The 23,608-nt window shown below is 65.4% G+C and carries 20 protein-coding genes, 1 tRNA gene and 2 pseudogenes; all 23 read right to left on the bottom strand.

What is annotated here, in order from left to right:
- Positions 1-2,124 (bottom strand): elongation factor G, encoded by a 2,124-nt coding sequence (fusA, locus tag JCM7685_RS03045; RefSeq protein WP_074970830.1) that lies wholly within the window; start codon positions 2,122-2,124, stop codon positions 1-3.
- Between the two features lie 18 nt (positions 2,125-2,142).
- Positions 2,143-2,613 carry a 30S ribosomal protein S7 gene (rpsG, locus tag JCM7685_RS03040; protein WP_074970828.1) on the bottom strand — a complete coding sequence of 157 codons (471 nt, stop codon included), beginning with the start codon at positions 2,611-2,613 and terminating at the stop codon, positions 2,143-2,145.
- Positions 2,614-2,625: 12 nt separating this feature from the next.
- Positions 2,626-2,997, bottom strand: a complete 372-nt coding sequence (gene rpsL / locus JCM7685_RS03035) for a 30S ribosomal protein S12 (RefSeq protein ID WP_010399029.1) — start codon at positions 2,995-2,997, stop codon at positions 2,626-2,628.
- 266 nt (positions 2,998-3,263) lie between these two features.
- On the bottom strand, positions 3,264-4,085 hold the full coding sequence (locus tag JCM7685_RS03030; protein WP_074970826.1) for a putative rhamnosyl transferase: 822 nt from the start codon (positions 4,083-4,085) through the stop codon (positions 3,264-3,266).
- Positions 4,085-5,026, bottom strand: a complete 942-nt coding sequence (locus JCM7685_RS03025; protein WP_083412954.1) for a DMT family transporter — start codon at positions 5,024-5,026, stop codon at positions 4,085-4,087. The genes JCM7685_RS03030 and JCM7685_RS03025 overlap by 1 nt, the downstream gene beginning before the upstream one ends.
- A 58-nt stretch (positions 5,027-5,084) precedes the next feature.
- On the bottom strand, positions 5,085-5,309 hold the full coding sequence (locus tag JCM7685_RS19990) for a YccF domain-containing protein (RefSeq protein WP_197701074.1): 225 nt from the start codon (positions 5,307-5,309) through the stop codon (positions 5,085-5,087).
- Positions 5,310-5,354: 45 nt separating this feature from the next.
- Complete coding sequence (locus JCM7685_RS19985) at positions 5,355-5,555, bottom strand: YccF domain-containing protein (RefSeq protein ID WP_197701064.1); 201 nt, start codon at positions 5,553-5,555, stop codon at positions 5,355-5,357.
- A gap of 115 nt (positions 5,556-5,670) precedes the next feature.
- The gene (gene rpoC, locus JCM7685_RS03015; RefSeq protein WP_074970822.1) at positions 5,671-9,876 is read right to left on the bottom strand and encodes a DNA-directed RNA polymerase subunit beta'; all 4,206 of its coding nucleotides are present in this window, start codon (positions 9,874-9,876) and stop codon (positions 5,671-5,673) included.
- An 80-nt stretch (positions 9,877-9,956) separates the two neighbouring features.
- Positions 9,957-14,105: a DNA-directed RNA polymerase subunit beta gene (rpoB, locus tag JCM7685_RS03010; protein ID WP_074970820.1), complete on the bottom strand. Its 4,149-nt coding sequence runs from the start codon at positions 14,103-14,105 to the stop codon at positions 9,957-9,959.
- Between the two features lie 266 nt (positions 14,106-14,371).
- The gene (rplL, locus tag JCM7685_RS03005) at positions 14,372-14,743 is read right to left on the bottom strand and encodes a 50S ribosomal protein L7/L12 (protein WP_074970818.1); all 372 of its coding nucleotides are present in this window, start codon (positions 14,741-14,743) and stop codon (positions 14,372-14,374) included.
- Between the two features lie 66 nt (positions 14,744-14,809).
- Positions 14,810-15,325: a 50S ribosomal protein L10 gene (gene rplJ / locus JCM7685_RS03000; protein WP_074970817.1), complete on the bottom strand. Its 516-nt coding sequence runs from the start codon at positions 15,323-15,325 to the stop codon at positions 14,810-14,812.
- 246 nt (positions 15,326-15,571) lie between these two features.
- Entirely contained in the window at positions 15,572-16,270 is a 699-nt protein-coding gene (gene rplA / locus JCM7685_RS02995; RefSeq protein WP_074970815.1) for a 50S ribosomal protein L1, read from the bottom strand.
- Positions 16,271-16,273: 3 nt separating this feature from the next.
- A complete protein-coding gene (rplK, locus tag JCM7685_RS02990; RefSeq protein ID WP_074970813.1) occupies positions 16,274-16,726 on the bottom strand; it encodes a 50S ribosomal protein L11 in 453 nt (150 codons plus the stop codon).
- A gap of 97 nt (positions 16,727-16,823) precedes the next feature.
- Entirely contained in the window at positions 16,824-17,363 is a 540-nt protein-coding gene (nusG, locus tag JCM7685_RS02985; protein ID WP_074970811.1) for a transcription termination/antitermination protein NusG, read from the bottom strand.
- A gap of 194 nt (positions 17,364-17,557) precedes the next feature.
- Positions 17,558-17,758: a preprotein translocase subunit SecE gene (secE, locus tag JCM7685_RS02980; RefSeq protein WP_100526020.1), complete on the bottom strand. Its 201-nt coding sequence runs from the start codon at positions 17,756-17,758 to the stop codon at positions 17,558-17,560.
- 47 nt (positions 17,759-17,805) lie between these two features.
- Positions 17,806-18,705, bottom strand: a complete 900-nt coding sequence (locus JCM7685_RS02975; RefSeq protein ID WP_074970807.1) for a hypothetical protein — start codon at positions 18,703-18,705, stop codon at positions 17,806-17,808.
- Positions 18,706-18,750: 45 nt separating this feature from the next.
- Positions 18,751-18,826 (bottom strand) — tRNA-Trp (locus JCM7685_RS02970).
- A gap of 48 nt (positions 18,827-18,874) precedes the next feature.
- A pseudogene (locus tag JCM7685_RS20680) lies at positions 18,875-19,591 on the bottom strand (ABC transporter ATP-binding protein); the annotation flags it as partial.
- A gap of 228 nt (positions 19,592-19,819) precedes the next feature.
- Positions 19,820-20,575, bottom strand: a pseudogene (locus tag JCM7685_RS20675) (ABC transporter transmembrane domain-containing protein); the annotation flags it as partial.
- A gap of 198 nt (positions 20,576-20,773) precedes the next feature.
- Positions 20,774-21,427, bottom strand: coding sequence for a CatB-related O-acetyltransferase (locus tag JCM7685_RS02960; protein ID WP_074970803.1), 654 nt, complete (start codon positions 21,425-21,427; stop codon positions 20,774-20,776).
- Between the two features lie 186 nt (positions 21,428-21,613).
- Entirely contained in the window at positions 21,614-22,027 is a 414-nt protein-coding gene (locus JCM7685_RS02955) for a GFA family protein (RefSeq protein ID WP_074970801.1), read from the bottom strand.
- Complete coding sequence (locus JCM7685_RS02950; protein WP_074970799.1) at positions 22,024-22,416, bottom strand: VOC family protein; 393 nt, start codon at positions 22,414-22,416, stop codon at positions 22,024-22,026. Before JCM7685_RS02950 ends, JCM7685_RS02955 begins: the two co-directional genes overlap by 4 nt.
- A 508-nt stretch (positions 22,417-22,924) precedes the next feature.
- The gene (locus JCM7685_RS02945; RefSeq protein ID WP_074970797.1) at positions 22,925-23,320 is read right to left on the bottom strand and encodes a VOC family protein; all 396 of its coding nucleotides are present in this window, start codon (positions 23,318-23,320) and stop codon (positions 22,925-22,927) included.
- Between the last annotated feature and the right edge of the window lie 288 nt (positions 23,321-23,608).

Below are 23,608 nucleotides of genomic sequence, written 5' to 3'. Positions count from 1 at the left end.
TCAGGCGTATTTCTTTTGGATCTCGTCCGAGATGTTCTGCGGCACGGCCTCGTAATGGTCGAACTGCATCGTGAACACCGCCCGGCCCGAGGACATCGAGCGCAGGTTGTTGATATAGCCGAACATGTTGGCCAGCGGCACCATCGCATCGATGACGTTGGCGTTGCCGCGGGTATCCTGGCCGCGCACCATGCCGCGACGGCTGGTCAGGTCGCCGATGATCGAACCGGTGTATTCTTCCGGCGTCACGACTTCCACGCGCATGATCGGCTCGAGCAGCTTGGCGCCGGCTTTCTTCAGACCTTCGCGCATGGCGGCACGCGCGGCGATCTCGAAGGCCAGGACCGAGGAGTCGACGTCGTGGAAGGCACCGTCGATCAGCGCCACCTTGAAGTCGATCACCGGGAAGCCGGCCAGCGGGCCCGAGTCCATGACGGACTTGATGCCCTTTTCGACGCCCGGAATGTATTCCTTGGGCACCGCACCGCCCACGATCTTCGATTCGAACGAGTAGCCCTCGCCCGGCTCGGTCGGGGTGATGACCAGCTTGACGCGCGCGAACTGGCCGGTACCGCCGGTCTGTTTCTTGTGCGTGTAGTCGATCTCGGCTTCGCGCGAGATGGTCTCGCGATAGGCCACCTGCGGCGCGCCGATGTTCGCCTCGACCTTGAACTCGCGCTTCATGCGATCCACGAGGATGTCGAGGTGAAGTTCGCCCATGCCCTTCATGATGGTCTGGCCCGACTCGATGTCGGTCTCGACGCGGAAGGACGGGTCTTCGGCGGACAGGCGCTGCAGGGCGAGGCCCATCTTCTCCTGGTCGGCCTTCGACTTCGGCTCGACGGCGATCTCGATCACCGGCTCGGGGAAGGTCATGGTTTCCAGGACCACCGGCTTGGCCGGATCGCACAGGGTGTCGCCCGTGGTGGTGTCCTTCAGACCGGCCAGCGCGATGATGTCGCCGGCAAAGGCTTCGTCGATCTCTTCGCGGTTGATGGCGTGCATCACCATCATCCGGCCGACGCGCTCGCGCTTGCCCTTGGTCGAGTTCATCATCTGGTCACCCTTCTTCAGCGCGCCCGAATAGATGCGCGTGAAGGTCAGCGAGCCAACGAAGGGGTCGTTCATGATCTTGAACGCCAGTCCCGAGAACGGATCCGCGTCCGAGGCGTGGCGGGCGATGTTGCGCTCTTCCGTTTCATCGCCTGGGGCGAAGCCCATGTAGGCGGGAACGTCGGTCGGCGCCGGCAGGAAGTCCACGACGGCGTTCAGCAGCGGCTGCACGCCCTTGTTCTTGAACGCCGAGCCGGCCATGACCGGGAAGAAGGACAGCGACAGCGTGCCCTTGCGGATCAGTTTGCGCAGGGTCGCCTCGTCGGGCTCGTTGCCTTCAAGATAGGCTTCCATCGCGTCGTCGTCCTGTTCGACGGCAAGCTCGATCATCTTGCCGCGCCATTCTTCGGCGACGTCCTGAAGATCGGCACGGATGGGCTGACGGATCCAGCTGGCGCCCAGATCCTCACCGATCCAGACCCATTCTTCCATCTTGATCAGGTCGACGATGCCTTCCAGCTTGTCCTCGGCGCCGATCGGCAGGGCGATCGGGCAGGGGGTGCCGCCAGTGCGGTCCTTGATCATAGCGACGCATTTGAAGAAATCGGCGCCGATCTTGTCCATCTTGTTGACGAAGACGATCCGCGGAACCTTGTAGCGGTCGGCCTGGCGCCAGACGGTTTCGGTCTGCGGCTCGACCCCGGCGTTGCCGTCCAGCAGGCAGATCGCGCCGTCAAGCACGGCCAGCGAACGCTCGACCTCGATGGTGAAGTCGACGTGGCCGGGGGTGTCGATGATGTTGAAGCGGTTGCGCTGCGAGGGATCGATCTCGTAGTCCGAGTCCTCGTGCTTCTGCCAGAAGGTGGTGGTCGCCGCCGAGGTGATGGTGATGCCGCGCTCGGCTTCCTGTTCCATCCAGTCCATGGTGGACGCACCTTCGTGCGTCTCGCCCATCTTGTGGTTCTTGCCGGTGTAGAACAGGATGCGCTCGGTCGTCGTGGTCTTGCCCGCGTCGATATGGGCCATGATCCCGAAGTTCCGGTAACGCTCCAGCGGATATTCGCGTGCCATAAAGGGCCTTCCTTCCGGTTACCAGCGGTAGTGGCTGAACGCCTTGTTGGCGTCGGCCATCTTGTGGGTGTCTTCGCGCTTCTTCACCGCGGTGCCGCGGCCGTTGACGGCATCGGCCAGTTCGCCGGCCAGGCGCTCTTCCATCGTATGCTCATTGCGCTTCTTGCTGGCGTCGATCAGCCAGCGGATGGCCAGAGCCTCGCGGCGGGTCGGACGCACTTCGACCGGAACCTGGTAGGTGGCACCGCCGACGCGGCGCGAGCGCACTTCGACCGAAGGCTTCACATTGTCGAGGGCTTCGTGGAACACCTCGATGGGCTCGCGCTTCAGCTTGCCCTGGACGCGGTCCAGCGCCGAATAGACGATGCGCTCGGCGACCGACTTCTTGCCGTCGATCATCAGGTTGTTCATGAATTTGGTCAGCACGCGATCGCCATACTTGGCGTCGGGCAGGACTTCGCGCTTCTCAGCGGCGTGACGACGAGACATATGCGGATCTCCTTACTTCGGACGCTTCGCGCCGTATTTCGAACGGCGTTGACGACGGTCTTTGACGCCCTGGGTATCCAGAACACCGCGCAGGATGTGGTAACGGACACCCGGAAGGTCTTTCACCCGGCCGCCGCGGATCAGCACGACGCTGTGTTCCTGCAGGTTGTGCTTTTCGCCCGGGATGTAGGAGATGACCTCGAAGCCATTCGTCAGGCGCACCTTGGCGACCTTCCGCATGGCGGAGTTCGGTTTCTTCGGCGTCGTGGTATAGACGCGCGTGCATACGCCCCGCTTCTGCGGGCAGGATTGAAGGTGCTGCGACTTCGAGCGCTGCACCTTGGGCTGCCGCGGTTTGCGGATCAGCTGTTGGATCGTCGGCATTCGGTTCCCCGTCTTGCTTTCGTCAATACTCGCAACCATCGGCTGCGCCACTTCTCGACAGCGAATCACGCGAATCGTGAAACGCCACGACCCATCCTGTCCCCGGACTGGGGGCGGGACGGGTGATTTCCAGAGGATCGGGGCGGTTCCGGCCCGGATCGTGACCGGTAAGGGCCCTGGGCACCCGGCAGTCTCCTGTCGGGTGTGCGGCGTATATGGGGAATCCCCGGGCGAGTCAACAGCGCGCCCCGGGCGCCGCGCCGGCCTCAGGCCGGGGGCAGCGCCCGCGCCCCGGTGGCGAGCCCCGGCAGGTCGATGCGGAAGCGCCGGGCCAGCAGCCCCTCGATGTCCTCGCCCTGCCCTTCCACCGCATAGCCCGCGCCCACCGCGCCCGAGTCGTTGTCCTCGTGCAGCATGCGCACATACATCGGCTTGCCGGCCAGCGTCACGCCGGGCATGGACAGGTTGACCTTGAAATGCGGGAAATGCAGCACGCAGCGTCCGGCATCGGGCGGCAGGAAGATGGTCAGCGCGGCGCTGGCATTGTGGATGATGCGCATCTCGGCTTCGATGCCGCCCGGCCCGGCGCGCAGCACCGCGCCCCGCGCATAGTCGCAGGACAGCCGGCGGTTCTGCCGCCACAGCGGCTTCATCCGCGCAAAATCGCGACGCGCGTCGCGAATGAAGTCGACGGCCACCGCATCGTCGTCGTCATGCCGGAAATGCCCGACCACATCGGCATCCGGATCGATATGCGGCGCCACGGCGGCCATGCAGGCGTCGATATGCTTCTCCATCGGCGGCACCAGCGCCAGCCGCAGCTGCGGCAGGATTTCGGTCAATTCGTGCAGACGCGACAGCCAGGGCTCGGGCAGGTCGGGGCCGGTCATCAGCACCAGGGTGAAATCGGGATCCTTCTGCGCCAGCCAGGCCGGCAGGGCGACGTTCTGGAACCAGAACCAGCGCCGCGCCAGCCGCGCCGGGTCGTAGAGAAAGGCGCGGCGCTGCGCCAGCGTCTCGTGCGCGACCTGGAAACCGCGCCCGCCCAGATAGGAAAAGCGGCACAGGCCCAGCATCTGCACGCGCATCAGGACGTTCCTCCGACTTTCCGTTCGCGCAGGATCGTATAGATGCCCGCGCCCACCACCAGCGCCGATCCCGCCCAGGTCCACAGGTCCGGCCAATCGCCGAAGACCAGCAGCCCCAGCAGGATCGCCCAGACCAGCGAGGTATAGCGAAACGGCGCGACGAAGGAAATCTCGCCCACGCGCATGGTCGCCACCGCGGTCAGATAGCCCACGGCCAGGAACGCCGCCGACAGCAGCAACAGCGCGAACTCCCCGCCGCTCGGCATGCGCCAGGCCTCGGACCCTGCCATGACGAAGCCCGAGAGCATCACCGTCAGCGCCGCATAGAAGGCCACGGTCGAAGAGCCGACCCCGACCGAAAACAGCCGCGTCGCCATGTCGCGCAACACGATCAGCAGCATCGCCGCCAGCGCCAGAACCGACCAGACATCGAACGCACCGGTTCCGGGGCGCAGGATCAGCATCACGCCGACAAAGCCCACCCCGATGGCCAGAAGCCGCCGCCATCCCAGCCGCTCGCCAAAGAACAGCGCCGCGGTCAGCGTCACCGCCAGCGGCAAGGCCTGCATGATCGCCGACAGGTCGGCCAGGGCCATCTGCCGCAGCGCCAGAAGGTAGAGCAAGGTCGAGACGACATCGGCACTGCTGCGCAGCAGCAGCGGCCCCAGGTCGCGCCGCGGCACCCGCAGCCGCAAACCGCCCTGCGCCCGCGCCACCGCCAGCATCAGCGCCAGCACCATGGCGCCGCGGATCGCCACCGATTCGTAAAGCGGCAGGCTCTGCGTCACCGTCTTCATCACGGCGTCGTTGCAGGTAAAGGCCGCCATGCTGAGGATCATCAGCAAGGTGCCCCGCAGGTTGTCCGCGGGGCTGGCTTGCAGCGCGGCAGAGACCGGGGCAGACCTGACCGGCCGGTCTACGGAACTGAGCGGTGCGCGCATTGAAACCCCGGCCTTTTATCCATGCCTAAAAAGCCCGCAGGGAAAAAGCCAGTGCTGTTTAGACCCCGCGATACGACGCCAGCAGGTCCGCGGCCCTTTCGTCACGCACCATGCGCGCGGCCTCGACCGGCACGACGCGGCGACCGACCGGCCATATGGAAATCGCCGCCAGCTTGAAGCCTTGCAGGCCGAAGGAGATGCCGATGACGGTCAGGCAGCACAACACGCCGGCAAGCAGATAGGCCAGGAACAGCGCAATGCCGAATGTCGCCGCCCAGAGCAGGTTGAAAGACGAAGCCGATGGTGCCGGTCGCGGCGGTGGTCGCCGTCAGCCCTTGCGGTCCAGATCGCGGACATGGACCACCTCCTCGCCGAAGGGCCAAGCCGACATCCTGGCCATCTCGATCGCGGCGCGGGTCAGTGGCAGCCCGATGATCGAGATCGCGAACACCGCCGCACCGATCAGCCACAGCAGGCCCGTATACCAGCCGCCCAGCACGAACCAGATGACATTTCCCGCAAATCGCATCGCTCGATCCTTCCATGTTTGCTCCGGTCTGACGGCAAATGGCTGAGGGAACGTTAACGGAGAAATGCAAAAGGCCCGGCTGATGCCGGGCCTTTCGTTGTCATGGTTCAGGCGATCACTCGCCCGCCTGCTCCACCGAGGTTTCCTCCGGCGCGATCAGCGCGGCGGTGGCTTCGGCCTCGGCGCGGCGGGCCTCGATCACCTCGTTGTCGCGCTCGCTGGCGATGCGCTTGACGCGGGCGGTGGCGCCGCCGGTGCCGGCCGGGATCAGCCGGCCGACGATGACGTTCTCCTTGAGGCCCACCAGCTTGTCGCGCTTGCCCTGCACGGCGGCTTCGGTCAGCACCCGCGTGGTCTCCTGGAACGAGGCGGCCGAGATGAAGCTGCGGGTCTGCAAGCTCGCCTTGGTGATGCCCAGCAGCACCGGCTCGCCCACGGCCGGACGGCCGCCCTTGGCTTCGATCTTGGCGTTCTCTTCCTCGAATTCCTCGCGGTCGATGTGCTCGCCCTTCAGAAGCGTGGTGTCGCCCGAATCCAGGATCTCGATCTTCTGCAGCATCTGGCGAACGATCACCTCGATGTGCTTGTCGTTGATCTTCACGCCCTGCAGTCGATACACGTCCTGCACCTCGTCGATGAGATAGTCGGCCAGAGCCTCGATTCCCATGATGCGCAGGATGTCATGCGGCGCCGGGTTGCCGTCCATGATGTAGTCGCCCTTCTGCACGAAGTCGCCTTCCTGCACCGGGATGTGCTTGCCTTTCGGCACCATGTATTCGACCGGAGCCAGCGTGTCGTCGGCGGGCTCGATGGCGATGCGGCGCTTGTTCTTGTAGTCCTTGCCGAAGCGCACATAGCCATCCAGCTCGGCGATGATCGCGTGATCCTTGGGACGACGGGCCTCGAACAGTTCCGCCACGCGGGGCAGACCCCCGGTGATGTCCTTGGTCTTGGCGCCTTCGCGCGGGATCCGCGCCACCACGTCGCCGGCCTTGATCTCCTGCCCGTCCTCGACCGACAGAATCGCGTCGACCGACATCGGATAGGTGACCGGGTTGCCGTTCTCGTTGCGCACCGGCTCGCCATCGGCATCGACGATGATGATCTCGGGCTTCAGCTCGTTGCCTTTCGGGGCCGAGCGCCAGTCCGTCACGATCTTCTGCGTCATGCCGGTCGCGTCGTCGGTCTCGTCGCGGACCGAGATCCCCGACAGCAGGTCGACATATTTCGCGACGCCGGCCTTCTCTGCGATGATCGGCAGGGTATAGGGGTCCCATTCGAACATCTTCTGGCCGCGGGCCACGGCATCACCGTCGCGCACGAACAGTTTCGAGCCGTAGAACAGCTTGTGGCTGGCCAGGGTCTCGCCGGTGGCCGACTTGATGTGCAGCTGCATGTTGCGGCTCATCACGATCAGCTCGCCATTGGCGTTTTCCAGCGTGCTTTCGTTCTCGAACGCGATGGTGCCGTCCTGCGCCGCCGCGATGAAGGACTGCTGGCCACCCTGGGCGATGCCGCCGATGTGGAAGGTGCGCATCGTCAGCTGCGTGCCCGGCTCGCCGATCGACTGCGCCGCGATGATGCCCACCGCCTCGCCGATGTTCACCAGCGTGCCGCGCGCCAGGTCGCGGCCATAGCAGAGCGCGCAGATGCCGTCGTCCGACTCGCAGGTCAGGGCCGAGCGGATGCGCACCGAGGCCACGCCGGCCTGCTCGATCTCGTCGGCCTTGCGTTCGTCGATGAGTTCGTTCTTGCGAACGATCACGACATCCTCGCCCGGCACCAGCACGTCGTCGGCCGCGACACGGCCCAGAACGCGCTCGCTCAGCGGGCTGACCACCTCGCCATCGTTGACCGCCGCCGAGGCGGTGATCGCGCGGTCGGTCCCGCAGTCATGCTCGCGGATGATGCAGTCCTGCGCCACGTCGACCAGACGACGCGTCAGATAGCCCGAGTTCGCCGTCTTCAACGCGGTGTCCGACAGACCCTTCCGGGCGCCGTGGGTCGAGTTGAAGTATTCAAGAACGGTCAGACCTTCCTTGAAGTTCGAGATGATCGGCGTCTCGATGATCTCGCCGTTCGGCTTGGCCATCAAGCCGCGCATCCCGCCCAGCTGCTTCATCTGGCTGACCGAGCCCCGGGCGCCCGAGTGCGCCATCATGTAGACCGAGTTCGGCTCAAGCTCCGCACCCTTCTCGTCCTTCTTGGTGGCCGAGATGGTCTTCATCATCGCGTCGGTGACCTTGTCGTTGCACTTCGACCAGGCGTCCACGACCTTGTTGTACTTCTCGCCCTGGGTGATCAGGCCGTCGAGATATTGCTGCTCGAAGGACTTCACCTGGTCCTGGGTTTCCTCGACCAGTTCCCATTTCGTCGGCGGCACCACCATGTCGTCCTTGCCGAACGAGATGCCGGCGCGGAAGGCCTCGCGGAAGCCCAGACCCATGATCTGGTCGCAGAAGATCACCGATTCTTTCTGGCCGCAGTAGCGATAGACGGTGTCGATGACGTTCTGGATGTCCTTCTTGCGCAGCAGGCGGTTCACCAGCTCGAAGGGCGCCTTGGCGTTCTTCGGCAAGAGCGAGCCCAGGCGCAGACGGCCCGGCGTGGTCTCATAGCGCTTGATGACCTCGTTGCCGTTCTCGTCGATCTGCGGCAGGCGGGCAGTGATGCGGGCGTGCAGATGCACGGAACCCGAGGCCAGAGCGTGCTCGACCTCTTCCAGGTTCGCGAAGACCATGCCTTCGCCCTTCATGCCCTCGCGCTCCATGGTCGTGTAATACAGACCCAGAACCATGTCCTGCGACGGCACGATGATCGGCGCGCCGTTGGCGGGCGACAGCACGTTGTTCGTGGACATCATCAGGACGCGCGCTTCCAACTGGGCCTCAAGGCTCAGCGGGACGTGAACCGCCATCTGGTCGCCGTCGAAGTCGGCGTTGAAGGCCGAGCAGACCAGCGGGTGCAGCTGGATTGCCTTGCCCTCGATCAGGATCGGCTCGAACGCCTGGATGCCCAGGCGGTGCAGCGTCGGCGCGCGGTTCAGCAGCACCGGATGCTCGCGGATCACCTCGTCCAGGATGTCCCAGACCTCGGGGCGTTCCTTCTCGACCAGCTTCTTGGCCTGCTTGACGGTGGACGAAAGCCCCTTCGCCTCAAGCCGCGAATAGATGAACGGCTTGAACAGTTCGAGCGCCATCTTCTTCGGCAGCCCGCATTGGTGCAGCTTCAGCTCCGGCCCGGTCACGATCACCGAACGGCCCGAGAAGTCGACCCGTTTCCCCAGAAGGTTCTGGCGGAAGCGGCCCTGCTTGCCCTTCAGCATGTCCGACAGCGATTTCAGCGGACGCTTGTTGTTGCCGGTGATGACCCGGCCGCGGCGACCGTTGTCGAACAGCGCATCGACCGATTCCTGCAGCATCCGCTTTTCGTTGCGGACGATGATGTCGGGCGCGCGCAATTCGATCAGCCGCTTCAGGCGGTTGTTGCGGTTGATGACCCGGCGATAAAGGTCGTTCAGGTCCGAGGTCGCGAACCGGCCCCCGTCCAGCGGCACCAGCGGACGCAGTTCCGGCGGAATGACCGGAATGACGGTCAGCACCATCCACTCGGGCCGGTTGCCCGACTCGAGGAACGATTCGACGATCTTCAGCCGCTTGATGATCTTCTTGGGCTTCAACTCGCCGGTCGCCTCTTTCAGCTCCTCGCGGAGTTGCTCGGCGGTGGCGGCCAGGTCGATGTTCGCCAGCATCTCGCGGATCGCCTCGGCGCCAATATTGGCGGTGAAGGCGTCGGCGCCATACTGGTCCTGCGCGTCGAGGAATTCCTCCTCGGTCAGCAGCTGCCCATAGGACAGGTCGGTCAGACCCGGTTCGATCACGACGTAGTTTTCGAAATAGAGGATGCGCTCAAGATCGCGCAGCGTCATGTCCAGCATCAGGCCGATGCGCGAGGGCAGCGACTTCAGGAACCAGATATGCGCGACCGGGGCGGCCAGCTCGATATGGCCCATGCGCTCGCGCCGGACCTTTTGCAGCGTCACCTCGACGCCGCATTTCTCGCAGACCAGGCCGCGATATTTCATGCGCTTGTATTTGCCGCACAGGCATTCGTAATCCTTGATCGGGCCAAAGATGCGCGCGCAGAACAGGCCGTCACGCTCGGGCTTGAACGTGCGGTAGTTGATGGTCTCGGGCTTCTTCACCTCGCCATAGGACCAGGCGAGGATTTCCTCGGGCGAGGCCAGCGAGATCTTGATTTCGTCGAACTGCCGCGGCGCAGCCAGCGGGTTCAGGGGATTGGTGGCAAGTTCCTGGTTCATTTTCAAATCCTAATGAGGGGCGCGGGGGAACGGGCGGCACGGCCGCAGGGTGCGCTGAAGCGCACCCCCGGGACCGATGCTCACTCGTCCTCCTCCGCATCCAGGAGTTCCATGTTGAGGCCCAGACCCCGGACCTCCTTGACCAGCACGTTGAACGATTCCGGCACGCCGGCCTCGAAATTGTCCTCGCCCTTGACGATGCTCTCATAGACCTTGGTCCGGCCGGCCACGTCGTCCGACTTGACCGTCAGCATCTCTTGCAGGGTATAGGCGGCGCCATAGGCTTCCAGCGCCCAGACCTCCATCTCACCCAGACGCTGACCACCGAACTGCGCCTTGCCGCCCAGCGGCTGCTGGGTGACGAGCGAATACGGGCCGGTCGAGCGGGCGTGCATCTTGTCGTCGACAAGGTGGTGCAGCTTCAGGACGTATTTCATCCCGACGGTGACCTTGCGGGCGAACTGCTCGCCGGTGCGGCCGTCGAACACCACGGACTGCCCCGAGGTGTCGAAACCGGCCCGCCGCAGCGCGTCGTTCACATCCGCTTCCTTGGCGCCGTCAAAGACCGGTGTCGCGATCGGAACGCCGCCGCGCACGGCATTGGCGTGCTCGACCAGCGTCTCGTCGTCCAGGCCCTCGAAGGTCTCGGCATAGAACTGGTCGCCATAGCCGATCTTCATCGCCTCGCGCACCGGGGCCATATCGCCGTTGCGGCGATAGTCCTGCAGCGCCTCGTCGATCTTGATGCCCAGACCGCGCGAGGCCCAGCCCATGTGGGTTTCCAGGATCTGCCCGACGTTCATCCGCGACGGCACGCCCAGCGGGTTCAGCACCAGGTCGACCGGGGTGCCGTCGGCCAGGAAGGGCATGTCCTCGATGGGAACCACCTTGGACACCACACCCTTGTTGCCGTGACGACCGGCCATCTTGTCGCCCGCCTGCAGCTTGCGCTTCACGGCGACAAAGACCTTGACCATCTTCATCACGCCCGGAGGCAGGTCGTCGCCCTGGCGCACCTTCTCGACCTTGTCGTCGAAACGGTTGTCCAGCGCCCGCTTCAGGCTGTCGAACTGCTGGTTCAGCGCCTCGACTTCCTTGGCGGTCTCCTCGTCGGCGACGGCAAGCTGCCACCACTGGCCGCGGCTCAGCTGGCCCAGCACGTCCTCATCGACATTGACGCCGGCGCGGACGCCTTTCGGCCCCTTGACGACTTCCTTGCCCATGATCAGCGATTTCAGGCGCGCATAGATGTTGCGCTCCAGGATCGCCAGCTCGTCGTCGCGGTCGCGCGACAGGCGCTCGACTTCCTCGCGCTCGATCTGCAGCGCACGCTCGTCCTTGTCGACGCCGTGGCGGTTGAACACCCGGACCTCGACGATGGTGCCATAGGCGCCCGGCGGCAGACGCAGCGAGGTGTCGCGCACGTCGCTGGCCTTTTCGCCGAAGATGGCGCGCAGCAGCTTTTCTTCCGGCGTCATCGGCGATTCACCCTTCGGGGTGATCTTGCCGACCAGGATGTCGCCCGGACCGACTTCGGCGCCGATATAGACGATGCCAGCCTCGTCGAGGTTGCGCAGCGCCTCTTCACCGACGTTCGGGATGTCGCGGGTGATCTCTTCCGGGCCCAGTTTCGTGTCGCGGGCCGCCACTTCGTATTCGTCGATGTGGATCGAGGTGAACACGTCGTCGCGGTGGATCCGCTCCGAGATCAGGATCGAGTCTTCGTAGTTGTAGCCGTTCCAGGGCATGAAGGCCACGACCACGTTGCGGCCGATTGCGAGTTCGCCCTGATCGGTCGAGGGACCGTCGGCCACGACCTGGCCCTTGACCACGCGGTCGCCCACCTTGACCAGCGGACGCTGGTTGATGGTCGAGGACTGGTTCGAGCGCTTGAACTTGCGCAGGCGATAGATGTCCACGCCAGCATCGCCCGCGGCCATGTCCTCGGTCGCCCGGATAACGATCCGCTGCGCATCGACCTGGTCGATGATGCCGCCGCGACGGGCCATGATGGCCGCCCCGGAATCGCGCGCCACGGTCGCTTCCATGCCGGTGCCGACGAAGGGCGCCTCGGCCCGCAGCAGCGGAACCGCCTGACGCTGCATGTTCGAACCCATCAGCGCGCGGTTGGCGTCGTCGTTCTCCAGGAAGGGGATCAGCGCCGCCGCCACCGAAACCAGCTGTTTCGGCGACACGTCGATCAGGTCCACCGCATCGACCGGGTTCAGCATGAAATCGCCCGATTGCCGGGTCGAGATCAGCTCGTCGACGAACTTGCCGTCCTCGTCCAGGGTGGCGTTCGCCTGGGCGATGGTGTGACGCATCTCCTCGGTCGCGGACATATAGACCACGTCGTCGGTGACCTTGCCCTCGATGACCTTGCGATAGGGGGTCTCGATGAAGCCGTATTTGTTCACGCGGGCAAAGGTCGCGAGGCTGTTGATCAGGCCGATGTTCTGGCCTTCCGGCGTCTCGATCGGGCACATCCGGCCGTAATGGGTCGGGTGAACGTCGCGCACCTCGAAGCCGGCGCGCTCACGCGTCAGACCGCCCGGGCCAAGCGCCGAAAGACGACGCTTGTGCGTCACTTCCGACAGCGGGTTGGTCTGGTCCATGAACTGCGACAGCTGCGACGAGCCGAAGAACTCGCGCACCGCGGCAGCCGCCGGCTTGGCGTTGATCAGGTCCTGCGGCATCACCGTGTCGATCTCGACGCCCGACATGCGTTCGCGGATCGCCCGCTCCATGCGCAGCAGGCCGATGCGATACTGGTTCTCCATCAGCTCGCCGACCGAGCGCACCCGGCGGTTGCCGAGGTGGTCGATGTCGTCGATCTCGCCCTTGCCGTCGCGCAGTTCCACCAGCCCGCGGATGCAGGCGATGATGTCTTCGTGACGCAGGGTGCGCTGGGTATCCGGCGCGTCCAGATCCAGGCGCATGTTCATCTTGACGCGACCGACGGCCGAAAGGTCGTAGCGCTCGCTGTCGAAGAACAGGCTGTTGAACAGCGTCGAGGCGGCCTCGACGGTCGGCGGCTCGCCCGGACGCATGACGCGATAGATGTCCATCAGGGCACCGTCGCGGTTCATGTTCTTGTCGGCCGCCATGGTGTTGCGGATATAGGGACCGACGTTGACATGGTCGATGTCCAGAACCGGGATGTCCTCGATGCCGTTGTCCAAGAGCACCTTCAGCAACCCGCCCGACAGCTCGCCGTCGCGGTCGTATTCGGCGGTGATCTCGTCGCCGGCCTCGGCATAGATCAGGCCGGTCTGCTCGTTGATGATGTCCTTCGCCACGAAGCGGCCGATGATCTTGTCGAAGGGCAGCAGCAGGCTGATGTCGCCTTTTTCCGCCAGTTGCTTGACCAGACGCGGCGTCACCTTGTCGCCGGCCTTGGTGATGACTTCGCCGGTCTCGGCGTTCACCAGGTCATAGCTCGGACGGGTGCCGCGCACGCGCTCGGGGAAGAAGCGGGTGACCCAGCCGGCTTCCTTGCCCTTGACGGCGCGCTGCAGCTTGTAGTCCACGGTGTCGTAGAAGGCATCCATGATGCCCTCCTGGTCCATGCCGAGCGCATAGAGCAGCGTCGTCACCGGCAGTTTCCGGCGGCGGTCGATGCGCGCGAACACCAGGTCCTTGGCGTCGAATTCGAAATCCAGCCACGAGCCGCGATAGGGAATGATCCGGCAGGCGAACAGCAGCTTGCCCGAGCTGTGCGTCTTGCCGCGGTCGTGATCGAAGAACACGCCGGGCGAGCGGTGCATCTGCGACACCACGACGCGCTCGGTGCCGTTCACGATGAAGGTGCCGTTCTGCGTCATCAGGGGCATGTCGCCCATGTAGACGTCCTGTTCCTTGATGTCCTTGACCGACTTGGCGCCGGTGTTCTCTTCGACATCGAACACGATCAGGCGCAGCGTCACCTTCAACGGCGCGGCATAGGTCATGTCGCGGGCCTGGCACTCGTCCACGTCGTATTTCGGGCGTTCCAGTTCGTATTTCACGAACTCCAGCGTCGCGGTCTCGTTGAAGTCCTTGATCGGGAACACCGACTGGAACACGCCCTGGATGCCTTCGCCGTCCTGGTGGCCCTCGGCCTCGCCCGACCGCAGGAACAGGTCATAGGAGGATTTCTGAACCTCGATCAGGTTCGGCATCTCCAGAACTTCGCGGATATTGCCATAGTAACGCCGGATGCGTTTCTGGCCGACATAAGCTTGCGCCATAGAGGGTCTTACCTTTCGTCTTTCGCTTGCGGCGGTCGTCGGGGCCCGACCGGCGCGAGGCGGCGAATGAGGGGCGGGGTCCAATTCGTGCCGCGCGTCCCACCGCGCCGCTCCCGAACCCCGAACATGCCCTGAAGGAAGGTCTGGTCATGGCCCGCGGCCGAAAACCGTCCTTCAAGACAGGTTCGGCAGGGACCGGGAGAACCCCCGGACCCTGCCATTTTCTTCCGAAATCAATCGGCGCGCACCATCCGGTGCAGGCCCGATTACTTCAGCTCGACCTTGGCGCCAGCCGCTTCGAGCTTTTTCTTCATTTCTTCGGCGTCGCCTTTCGAGGCGCCTTCCTTGACCTTGCCGCCGGCTTCCACCAGGTCCTTGGCTTCTTTCAGGCCCAGGCCGGTGATCGCGCGCACTTCCTTGATCACGTTGATCTTGTTGGCGCCGGCGTCGGTCAGGACGACGTCGAATTCGGTCTTCTCTTCGACGGCTTCGGCGGCCGCGGCCGGGCCGGCAACCATGACGGCGCCACCGGCGGCCGGCTCGATGCCGTATTCGTCTTTCAGGATGGTCTTCAGTTCCTGGGCTTCCAGCAGGGTCAGGCCCACGATTTCTTCGGCGAGTTTTTTCAGGTCAGCCATTTTTCCGTTCTTTCCATTAAGTGTTCCAACGTCGGGGTTTCAACCCCACGACGGGACGGGATTGCCTCAAGCGGCCTCGCGCTCTTCCAGAGTCGTAAGGATGCCCGCGATGTTGGAAGCAGGTGCGCCGATCGCGCCCGCGATGTTCGCAGCAGGGGCACCGATGCAGGACACGATCGAAGCGATAAGCTCCTCGCGCGACGGCATCTGGGCCACGGCTTTCACACCGGCCGGGTCAAGCGCCGTGTCGCCCATCGCACCGCCCAGGATCACGAACTTGTCGTTCCCCTTGGCGTATTTGTCCGCGACCTTGGCAGCAGCCACGGGATCGTCGGAAAAGGCGAGCACGGTCATGCCCGTCAGATAGTCGGCGATGCTGGCGCAAGGCTTTCCATCCAGGGCGATCTTGGCGAGCCTGTTCTTGGCAACGCGAACGGACCCGCCAGCTTCGCGCATCTGCGCGCGCAGGTCCTGCATTTCGGCAACCGTCATCCCCTCGTAGCGGGCAACCACCACGACGCCAGAGGCTTCAAAGATCTGGCCGAGTTCCTCGACCAATTGCTCTTTCTGCGCTCTATCCACGGTTTCACTCCAAGTATGGGGGTTTCCCCCCGGCTCTCACTTCCCTGCCGCCAGAACAGCGGCAGGAATGGGTCCGTGACGGTCCAAGATCCCCCGAAGAAACCCTCGGAAAATGGTCTTGATCCCATCTCAGGAAGGACGATTAAGCGGGGCAGGCCCCGCACCCTCCGTCTCGGACAGGACGGAGCATCGCTGCCCCGCCATCCGTCGGCCCCCGTCGAAGGACGCCGGCGAAATTCTTGCCGCTTACTGCGCGGCGGTCGAAGACAGGTCCAGCGACACGCCCGGACCCATGGTCGAGCTGATCGAGACTTTCTTCACATAGGTGCCCTTCGCGCCCGAGGGCTTCGCCCGGGTCACCGCATCGACGAAGGCGCGGATGTTCTCGGCCAGCTTGGCGGCGTCGAACGAGGCCTTGCCGACGCCGGCGTGGACCACGCCCGCCTTCTCGGCCTTGAACTGGACTTCACCGCCCTTGGCTGCTTCCACGGCCGATTTCACGTCCATGGTCACGGTGCCGACCTTGGGGTTCGGCATCAGGTTGCGCGGGCCCAGGATCTTGCCCAGACGGCCGACGAGCGGCATCATGTCCGGGGTGGCGATGCAGCGATCGAATTCGATCTTGCCCGACTGGATGGTTTCCATCAGGTCTTCCGCACCGACGATCTCGGCACCAGCGGCCTTGGCTTCGTCGGCCTTGGGACCACGGGCGAAGACGGCGACGCGGACGTGCTTGCCGGTGCCGTTGGGCAGGGTCACGACGCCGCGGACCATCTGGTCGGCGTGGCGCGGATCGACGCCCAGGTTCATCGCGATCTCGACGGTCTCGTCGAATTTCGCCTTGGTGTTGGCTTTCACCAGCGCCACGGCATCCTCGACCGACAGGTTCGACTTGCCGTCGAAGGCGGCGCGGGCGGCGGCTTTGTTCTTGGAAATCTTAGCCATGACTTAGCCTTTCACCTCGATGCCGATGGAACGGGCCGAGCCGAGGATGATCTGCATCGCGGCTTCGACGTCGTTCGCGGACAGGTCTTTCATCTTGGCTTCGGCGATCTCGCGCACCTGCTTGACGGTCACGGTGCCGGCAACCGCACGGCCGGGCTTTTCCGAACCCCTGGCGCGGTTGCGCTTGCCGACCGGCTTCAGGCCGGCGGCCTTCTTCAGCAGGAACGAGGCCGGCGCGGTCTTGGTCTCGAAGGTGAAGGACTTGTCGGCGTAATAGGTGATCACGACCGGAACGGGCGAGCCCTGTTCCATTTCCTGCGTGCGGGCATTGAACGCCTTGCAGAATTCCATGATGTTGATGCCGCGCTGACCCAGGGCCGGGCCGACGGGCGGGGACGGGTTGGCCTGACCGGCCTTGATTTGCAGCTTCAGGCTGCCGACGACTTTCTTGGCCATCTGGCCCTCTCCTTATCATCACGCCCGCCAGGCGGGCCGACTTAGCGGTACGGCCTTGCCCCCGGTCCATTCCCGGCGGCGCAGCCTCCCGCGACGATCACGCGGTCTTGGCGACCTGCGTGAATTCCAGCTCGACCGGCGTCGGCCGGCCGAAGATCGAGACGGTGACCTTGATGCGGTTCGAGACCTCATCCACCTCCTCGACCATGCCCGAGAAGCCCTCGAAGGGCCCGTCGGTCACATTCACCTTTTCGCCCACGTCGAAGCGGATCAGGTTGCGCGGCGCGACCTCGGCCCCGCCCTCGCCGGTGCGATGCAGGATGCCGTTCACCTCGTCGTCGCGCATCGGCTGCGGCTTGCCCTGGGCGCCCAGGAAGCCGGTGACGCGGTTGATCGAGTTCACCAGGTGATAGGTCCGGTCCGAAAGCTCCATCCGCACCAGCACATAGCCGGGCATGAAGCGGCGCTCGGAGGTGACCTTCTTGCCGCGGCGGATCTCGATCACTTCCTCGGTCGGGACCAGGACCTCGTCGATCTCGTCCTCGAGACCCTTCTCGGCGACGGCCTGACGAATCGCCTCGGCGACCTTCTTTTCAAAGTTCGACAGGACGCTGACCGAATACCAACGCTTTGCCATGTCTCGATCGACCCCTGTTTCCTTCCGGGCAGGCCAAGCCAACCCCTTGAATTCCCTTACCGCCCCGGCCGGATCGCGGAAATTCCGCGCAGCCTCCGGCCAAATTGAAATCGGCGCGCACGACCGAATCGATGCACGCCGCGTCACGGGCAGGTCGGGCGGACATACCGCCACCCGGCCCTGGATGCAAGCCCTCAGCTGCCGACCAGGTGGATGACCCCCGAGATCCCGGCCTTGATCGCCAGATCGACCAGGAAGAAGAACAGCGAGGCCAGCGTCGCCATGATGAAGACCATGATCGTGGTCGTCACCACCTCGCGGCGCGTGGGCCAGACGATCTTGCCGACTTCGGCGCGGACCTGGCTGATGAACTGGACGGGGTTGGCCATGGGGATTCCCTTCGGTCTTGCAGCGCGTCAGATAGACCGCGCCGGCCGGGTTTTCAAGCGCGGATCTGGTCGGCGGCCTGCGGTTCCAGGAACTCGACCCGCGGCAGCCGGCGCAGCGCCGCCACCTGGGCGGCGTAATTCTGGGCCGAGCGTGCATGATCCGCCGCCTCCAAGAGGCGCAGCGGGCCGTGCCCGTCGGCGCGACGGAACCGGCGCCGCGCCCGCGCCGCCAGGTCGCGCAGATCCGCCTCGGTGTCGGCCATGGCGCGGCGCAGGAACCATTCGTATCCCGGCTGGGTCAGGCTTTCGTTCGACGGCGGCGGCTCGGGCACCGCGTCCGCCAGCCCCGGCGGCAGCAGGCGGCGCAGCAATTCCGGACGCAACGCGGCGTAATCCTCGTAGCGCCAGACCACCACCCGCGCCACCTCCTCCATGGCCGCCAGCCGCTTGACCAGACCCAGCCAGCCGACCTCGGCCGGATCGCGGCCGCGCAGATAGGGGGCCAGTTCGATCTCGTTGCCGAGCGCGACCTGCAAGGCAAAGGCCGAGACGTTGAACCCCGCCGGATCCCGGATCGCCAGATAGAGCACCGCCGGCCCGCCGCCCGCCAGCCCGATCGCCTGCCGCAGCCGGCGCACGGCGAAGGGATAGAGCAGCCCGCGGCGCGAGAAGATGCGGCCGCGATGGGTGCCGCCCAGGATGTTCTCCTCGGACAGCAGCAGGTCGGCGCAGCCCTGACGGCGGTCCTGCAGGGCGGCGGAAAAGGCGGGTTCGGCCGCACAGCCGGCGCCGTCGGCCAGGATCTGCGACAGGTCCATCGGCGCCTCGCGCAGCTGCGCGGGATCGACATAGCACAGCCCGGCCGCCTGCAGCCGGTCGCGGATCTGGCGCAGCGAATATTGCAGATGGGTCGAGGCGGTCTTGTGCGCCCCCAGATGGATGCTCAGGGCCATGAAATCCGTAAGGTCAGGGCACGCGGCAATATCGCGGAGGGCGGCTGGCAGGGGTTGGGGGACTCGAACCCACGACCCTCGGTTTTGGAGACCGATGCTCTACCAACTGAGCTAAACCCCTAAGCCGCGCGCCTGATTACGGCAGGCGCGCCCGCGGTTCAAGAGGAAATCAGTCGGCCTCGATGAAACCGCCCGACTGCCGCGCCCAAAGTCCGGCATAGATGCCCCCCTGCGCCAGCAGCGCCTCATGCGTGCCCTGCTCGACGATGCGGCCCCGCTCCATCACCACCAGCCGGTCCATGCGGGCGATGGTCGACAGCCGGTGCGCGATGGCGATCACCGTCTTGCCCTGCATCAGCATGTCGAGCTGGCCCTGGATCGCCGCCTCGACCTCGCTGTCCAATGCGCTGGTCGCCTCGTCCAGCACCAGGATCGGCGCGTCCTTCAGCAGCACCCGCGCGATGGCGATGCGCTGGCGCTGGCCGCCCGAGAGCTTCACCCCGCGCTCGCCGACATGGGCGTCCAGACCGTGCCGGCCCTGCGAATCGGTCAGGCCGGCGATGAAATCGGCCTCGGCCAGGGCGGCGGCGCGCAGGATCTCGGCCTCGGATGCGTCCGGCCGGCCATAGGCGATATTGTCGCGGATCGAGCGGTGCAGCAGCGAGGTGTCCTGCGTCACCACGCCGATGGCCGCGCGCAGGGATTCTTGCGTGACCTGGGCGATGTCCTGGCCGTCGATCAGGATGCGGCCCGATTCCAGGTCGTGGAAACGCAGCATCAGGTTCACCAGCGTCGATTTCCCCGCGCCCGAGCGGCCGACCAGCCCGATCCGTTCGCCCGGCGCGATGGCCAGCGACAGGTCGTCCAGCACCGCGCCGCGGCCGGGCCGCGCCGCCTCGCCATAGCGGAAGGTGACGCGGTCGAAGGCGACCCGGCCCTCGGGCACCGCCAACGGCCTTGCGCCGCGCGCATCGGTGACCATGCGCGGCAGCGACAGCGAGCCGATGCCGTCGCGCACCGTGCCGATGTTCTCGAACAGGCCGGCGAATTCCCACATGATCCAATGCGACATGTTGCCCAGCCGCAGCGCCAGCGGGATCGCCACCGCGACCGCGCCGACGTCGATCTTGCCGCCGACCCACAGCCACAGCCCCAACACGGTGACCGCGAAGGTCAGCAGCGAGTTCAGCGAGGACAGCAGGATGTTCTGGATCGAGGCCAGCCGCATCTGCCCGTGCACGGTCTGCAGGAACCCGTCCATGCTTTCGCGGACATAGGCCTCTTCGCGCGAACTGTGCGAGAACAGCTTCACCGTCGAGATGTTGGTATAGCTGTCCACCACCCGGCCAGTCATCTGCGCCCGGGCATCGGCCTGCGCCTCGCTGATGCGGCCGATGCGCGGGATCAGCCACCACAGCAGAAGCCCGTAAAGCAGCCCCCAGCCGGCAAAGGGCAGCGCCAGCCAGCCGTCGGTCGAGGCCGCCAGGATCAGCGCGCCGATGAAATACACCCCGACATAGACCAGCACGTCCATGAACTTCATCGCCACTTCGCGCACGGCCAGCGCGGTCTGCATCAGCTTGGTGGCGATGCGCCCGGCGAATTCGTCCTGGAAATAGCTCATCGACTGCCGCAGCAGATAGCGATGCGCCTGCCAGCGGATGCGCTGCGGGAAATTGCCCATCAGCGTCTGGTGCATGAGCAGCGAGAACAGCACCTGCAGCAGCGGCAGGCCGATCACCAGGATGGCGCCCATCAGCAGCAGCCGGTTGCCCTCGACCGCCCAGAAATTCTCGCGGTCGGCGCCGGCCAGCCGGTTCACCAGCTCGCCCAGATAGCCGAAGAGCACCACCTCGCCCACGGCGATCATGGCCGAGCAGGCGGCCATGGACAGCATGTAGCCCTCGGCCCCGCGCGCGAAATGCAGCATGAACCGCCACAGCCCCTGCGGCGGCATCCGCGGCGGATCGGCGGGATAGGGATCAAGCCGGCGCTCGAACCAGCTGAACATGTCGGACCTCGTTCGCATCAGCCCGGGCCGTCGCCCGGTCGGTTTCGTCGGACCGCCTCAGGCGGCCAGTTCCTCCAGCGCCGCGACATCGGCGCGGGCCAGCGCGACGGTGGCGCGGGCGATCCGCTCCGGCGGCCAATGCCACCATTGCAAGGCCAGCAGCCGGCCGATGGTGGCCTCGTCGAAGCGCAGCCGCAGCACGCGGCCCGGATTGCCGGCGACCACCGCGTAATCCGGCACCACGCCGCCGACCACCGCACCCGCGCCGATGATGACGCCGCTGCCGATCCGCGCGCCCGGCAGGATGGTGGCGCCGTCGCCGATCCAGACGTCGTGGCCGATCACCGTATCCGGCAGGCCGCTGATCTGGTCGATGTAATCGCCGACCCGCGCATGGTCGAAGATCGCGAAGGGATAGGTCGAGATCCCGGCCATCGGATGATTGGCCGAGGCGGTGACGATCCGCACCCGGTCGGCGATCTGGCAGAACCGTCCGATCACCAGCCGTTCGGGTGCGCCGGCATAGGTATAGGGCGCCAGCCGCACCGCCCAATCCTCGGGCGGCTCGAAGCTGCTGGCATAGGTGAAATCGCCGATCTCGATATTCGGGTGGTCGATCACCCGGTTCAGATGCACCAGCCCCCGGTTCAGGGTGCCGTCGGGAAAGCGCATGGGATGGGGCGAAGCCGCATCAAGGAAGTCAGCCGTCATGGGAATCCTCTTCAATCCGTCCGTGAAAGGTCAGATCTGCGGGCTGTCCATGACACCATTCTCCTTTGCTGCGGCGGCCACCATAATCGGATTTCGCCGCCGAGGCAACCGGGGCACCCCGGGCGGATCCGGGAAAACGGCGAAGGCACATCGGGATGCCCTCGCCGACGCGGCCTTCACCCCGACCTAAAGGTGCCGGCTTTCGGGCGCGGGGTTCCACCAGGCGTCATGGGCGCCGTCGGCGTAAAAGACCGGGGCGGCGATCAGTTCGGCCTCGGGCACGTCGTCCAGGGCCGAGACGCAGACCATGACGAAGCGCCCGCCCATTTCGGCAAGGTCGCCCTCGGTCCACAGCCGGGTGCCGCAATGGCCGCAGAACATGTGGTGCATGTCCACGCCGTCCTCGCGCCGGCGCGGCGTTTCGACCAGCAGTTCCGTGCCATGGGTCAGCCGGAAGCGGCTGGGATCGGGCAGCCGCATCTCCCAATACCGCATCTTGCGGCAGAAGCGGCAGTTGCAGCGCATGGTGCCCAGGGCGAGGTCGCCCTCGGCCTCGAAGCGGACGGCGCCGCAGAAGCACGAACCGCGATAGGTTTTCATGGCGCCGCTCCGTGATGCACGGCTTCGATGTTGTTGCCGTCGGGGTCCAGCACGAAGGCGCCGTAATAGCCGGGGTGATATTCGGGCCTCAGGCCGGGGGCGCCGTTGTCGCGACCACCCGCTGCCAGAGCGGCCGCATGGAAGGCATCCACGGCTGCCCGGTCCGACGCGGCAAAGGCGACATGGGTGCCCGGGCCGGCGGGCCTGCCGCTCCCGATCCAGAAGAAAGGCTTGTCCGCCCGGCCATAGCCCAGATGCGCACCATGACCGCCGGTCATCTCTTCCGTCACCTCCATCACCGCGGCAATCCCGAGGGGCGCCAGCGCCATGTCGTAGAAGCCGCGCGACCGGGCCAGGTCCGACACGGCAATTCCGATATGATCGATCATCCGCATTCTCCTTTCGCGGCGATGATCAGGCACAACTGCTGACAGATCGTGTCAGTTTCCGGATTGCGGATCAGCCTTTCGTCAACGTGGGGCTGGCCAGGATTCCGGACCTGATATCCCGCCACGATGGCCCAGATCTCGATCCCGAATCTTCCGTCCCACGGCCGCCCGCTTACCCGGCTCGGGGCGGACGGCGCCGAGGCTTCCGTCATCTCCGGCAACTTCGCCCAGTCGGCTCTGGGCTGCCCCGTTCCGGATCGATCCACCTCGCCATGCGGGGGATCCAAGGACGGGGGCCGCACCACCGATACCGAACTTGTTTGTCCTCCTCGCCATAGGCGCGCGCTTATCCCTCTGGCGGGAAAGAAGAACCCGGCAGAGAACTCCCGCTGCCCGATGTGTCCGATCAGCCGCATCGACGCGATGCGGTGGCGGAGGTGTACCGGCCTGCCACACCAACTCAGGCGCGGGCGCCACGCTTTGGCGCGCCCTTCCCCGCTTGCCCCCGTCACAGATAGCGGCCGCCGCGCTGAAGCACTTCGATCTGGTAGCCGTCGGGGTCGGCGATGAAAAAGAAGCGCGCGATGACCGCGCCGCCGGGGGCGAAATCGACCAGCTTGCGCGGCGCGAAGCCCTCTGCCTGCAGCCGCGCATGCAACCGGTCCAGGTCGTCGACAGAAAAGGCGACATGGCCATGGCCGTCTCCCAGGTCATAAGGCCGGGTCCGGCCCTTGTTGATGGTCAGTTCCAGCTCGGTCTCGCTTTCGCCATTCGCCAGATAGACCAGCGTAAACTCCGGAAAATCCAGCCGCTCAGCCACCTTCAGCCCGAACACCCGTTCGTAGAAGGCCACCGAGCGGGCCTCGTCCAGCACCCGGATCATGGAATGGATATATTTCGCCACGCACGGCCTCCATTGCATCTGCGTCGAGGGTCACGTTAGGCGTTCGGGCCAACCGCGGGTAGGGGTGGCCTCCAGCCGCACGGCGCGAGACGGGCACTTCCTCCACGGCAGCATACCGATGCCGCTTCGGCGTCAATCCGCTCCACCGGCCCCCTCGCCTCTCGCTCTTCGCGATCTACCGCTGCCCCCAATACTGCGCCCCAGACGGCCTTATCCATCAGCACCCCAGCCCCCTCACCCCGAATTCTTTTGTGTCGAAATATCCCGGGGTCCGGGGCAGCGCCCCGG

This window comes from Paracoccus aminovorans (assembly GCF_900005615.1).
Lineage (GTDB): Bacteria > Pseudomonadota > Alphaproteobacteria > Rhodobacterales > Rhodobacteraceae > Paracoccus > Paracoccus aminovorans.
The sequence above is the reverse complement of the archived record's forward strand: the minus strand, read 5'-3'. Positions and strand labels throughout refer to the sequence as shown.

Bases quoted from the DNA above. Each gene is read 5' to 3' on its own strand.
- rplK (WP_074970813.1), bottom strand. From the start codon at position 16,726: ATGGCCAAGAAAGTCGTCGGCAGCCTGAAGCTGCAAATCAAGGCCGGT.
- rpoC (WP_074970822.1), bottom strand. From the start codon at position 9,876: ATGAACCAGGAACTTGCCACCAATCCCCTGAACCCGCTGGCTGCGCCG.
- JCM7685_RS02960 (WP_074970803.1), bottom strand. From the start codon at position 21,427: ATGACGGCTGACTTCCTTGATGCGGCTTCGCCCCATCCCATGCGCTTT.
- JCM7685_RS03025 (WP_083412954.1), bottom strand. From the start codon at position 5,026: ATGCGCGCACCGCTCAGTTCCGTAGACCGGCCGGTCAGGTCTGCCCCG.
- JCM7685_RS02950 (WP_074970799.1), bottom strand. From the start codon at position 22,416: ATGATCGATCATATCGGAATTGCCGTGTCGGACCTGGCCCGGTCGCGC.
- JCM7685_RS19985 (WP_197701064.1), bottom strand. From the start codon at position 5,555: ATGCGATTTGCGGGAAATGTCATCTGGTTCGTGCTGGGCGGCTGGTAT.
- JCM7685_RS03030 (WP_074970826.1), bottom strand. From the start codon at position 4,085: ATGCGCGTGCAGATGCTGGGCCTGTGCCGCTTTTCCTATCTGGGCGGG.
- rplA (WP_074970815.1), bottom strand. From the start codon at position 16,270: ATGGCTAAGATTTCCAAGAACAAAGCCGCCGCCCGCGCCGCCTTCGAC.
- rpsL (WP_010399029.1), bottom strand. From the start codon at position 2,997: ATGCCGACGATCCAACAGCTGATCCGCAAACCGCGGCAGCCCAAGGTG.
- nusG (WP_074970811.1), bottom strand. From the start codon at position 17,363: ATGGCAAAGCGTTGGTATTCGGTCAGCGTCCTGTCGAACTTTGAAAAG.
- JCM7685_RS02975 (WP_074970807.1), bottom strand. From the start codon at position 18,705: ATGGCCCTGAGCATCCATCTGGGGGCGCACAAGACCGCCTCGACCCAT.
- rpoB (WP_074970820.1), bottom strand. From the start codon at position 14,105: ATGGCGCAAGCTTATGTCGGCCAGAAACGCATCCGGCGTTACTATGGC.
- rpsG (WP_074970828.1), bottom strand. From the start codon at position 2,613: ATGTCTCGTCGTCACGCCGCTGAGAAGCGCGAAGTCCTGCCCGACGCC.
- fusA (WP_074970830.1), bottom strand. From the start codon at position 2,124: ATGGCACGCGAATATCCGCTGGAGCGTTACCGGAACTTCGGGATCATG.
- rplL (WP_074970818.1), bottom strand. From the start codon at position 14,743: ATGGCTGACCTGAAAAAACTCGCCGAAGAAATCGTGGGCCTGACCCTG.
- JCM7685_RS02955 (WP_074970801.1), bottom strand. From the start codon at position 22,027: ATGAAAACCTATCGCGGTTCGTGCTTCTGCGGCGCCGTCCGCTTCGAG.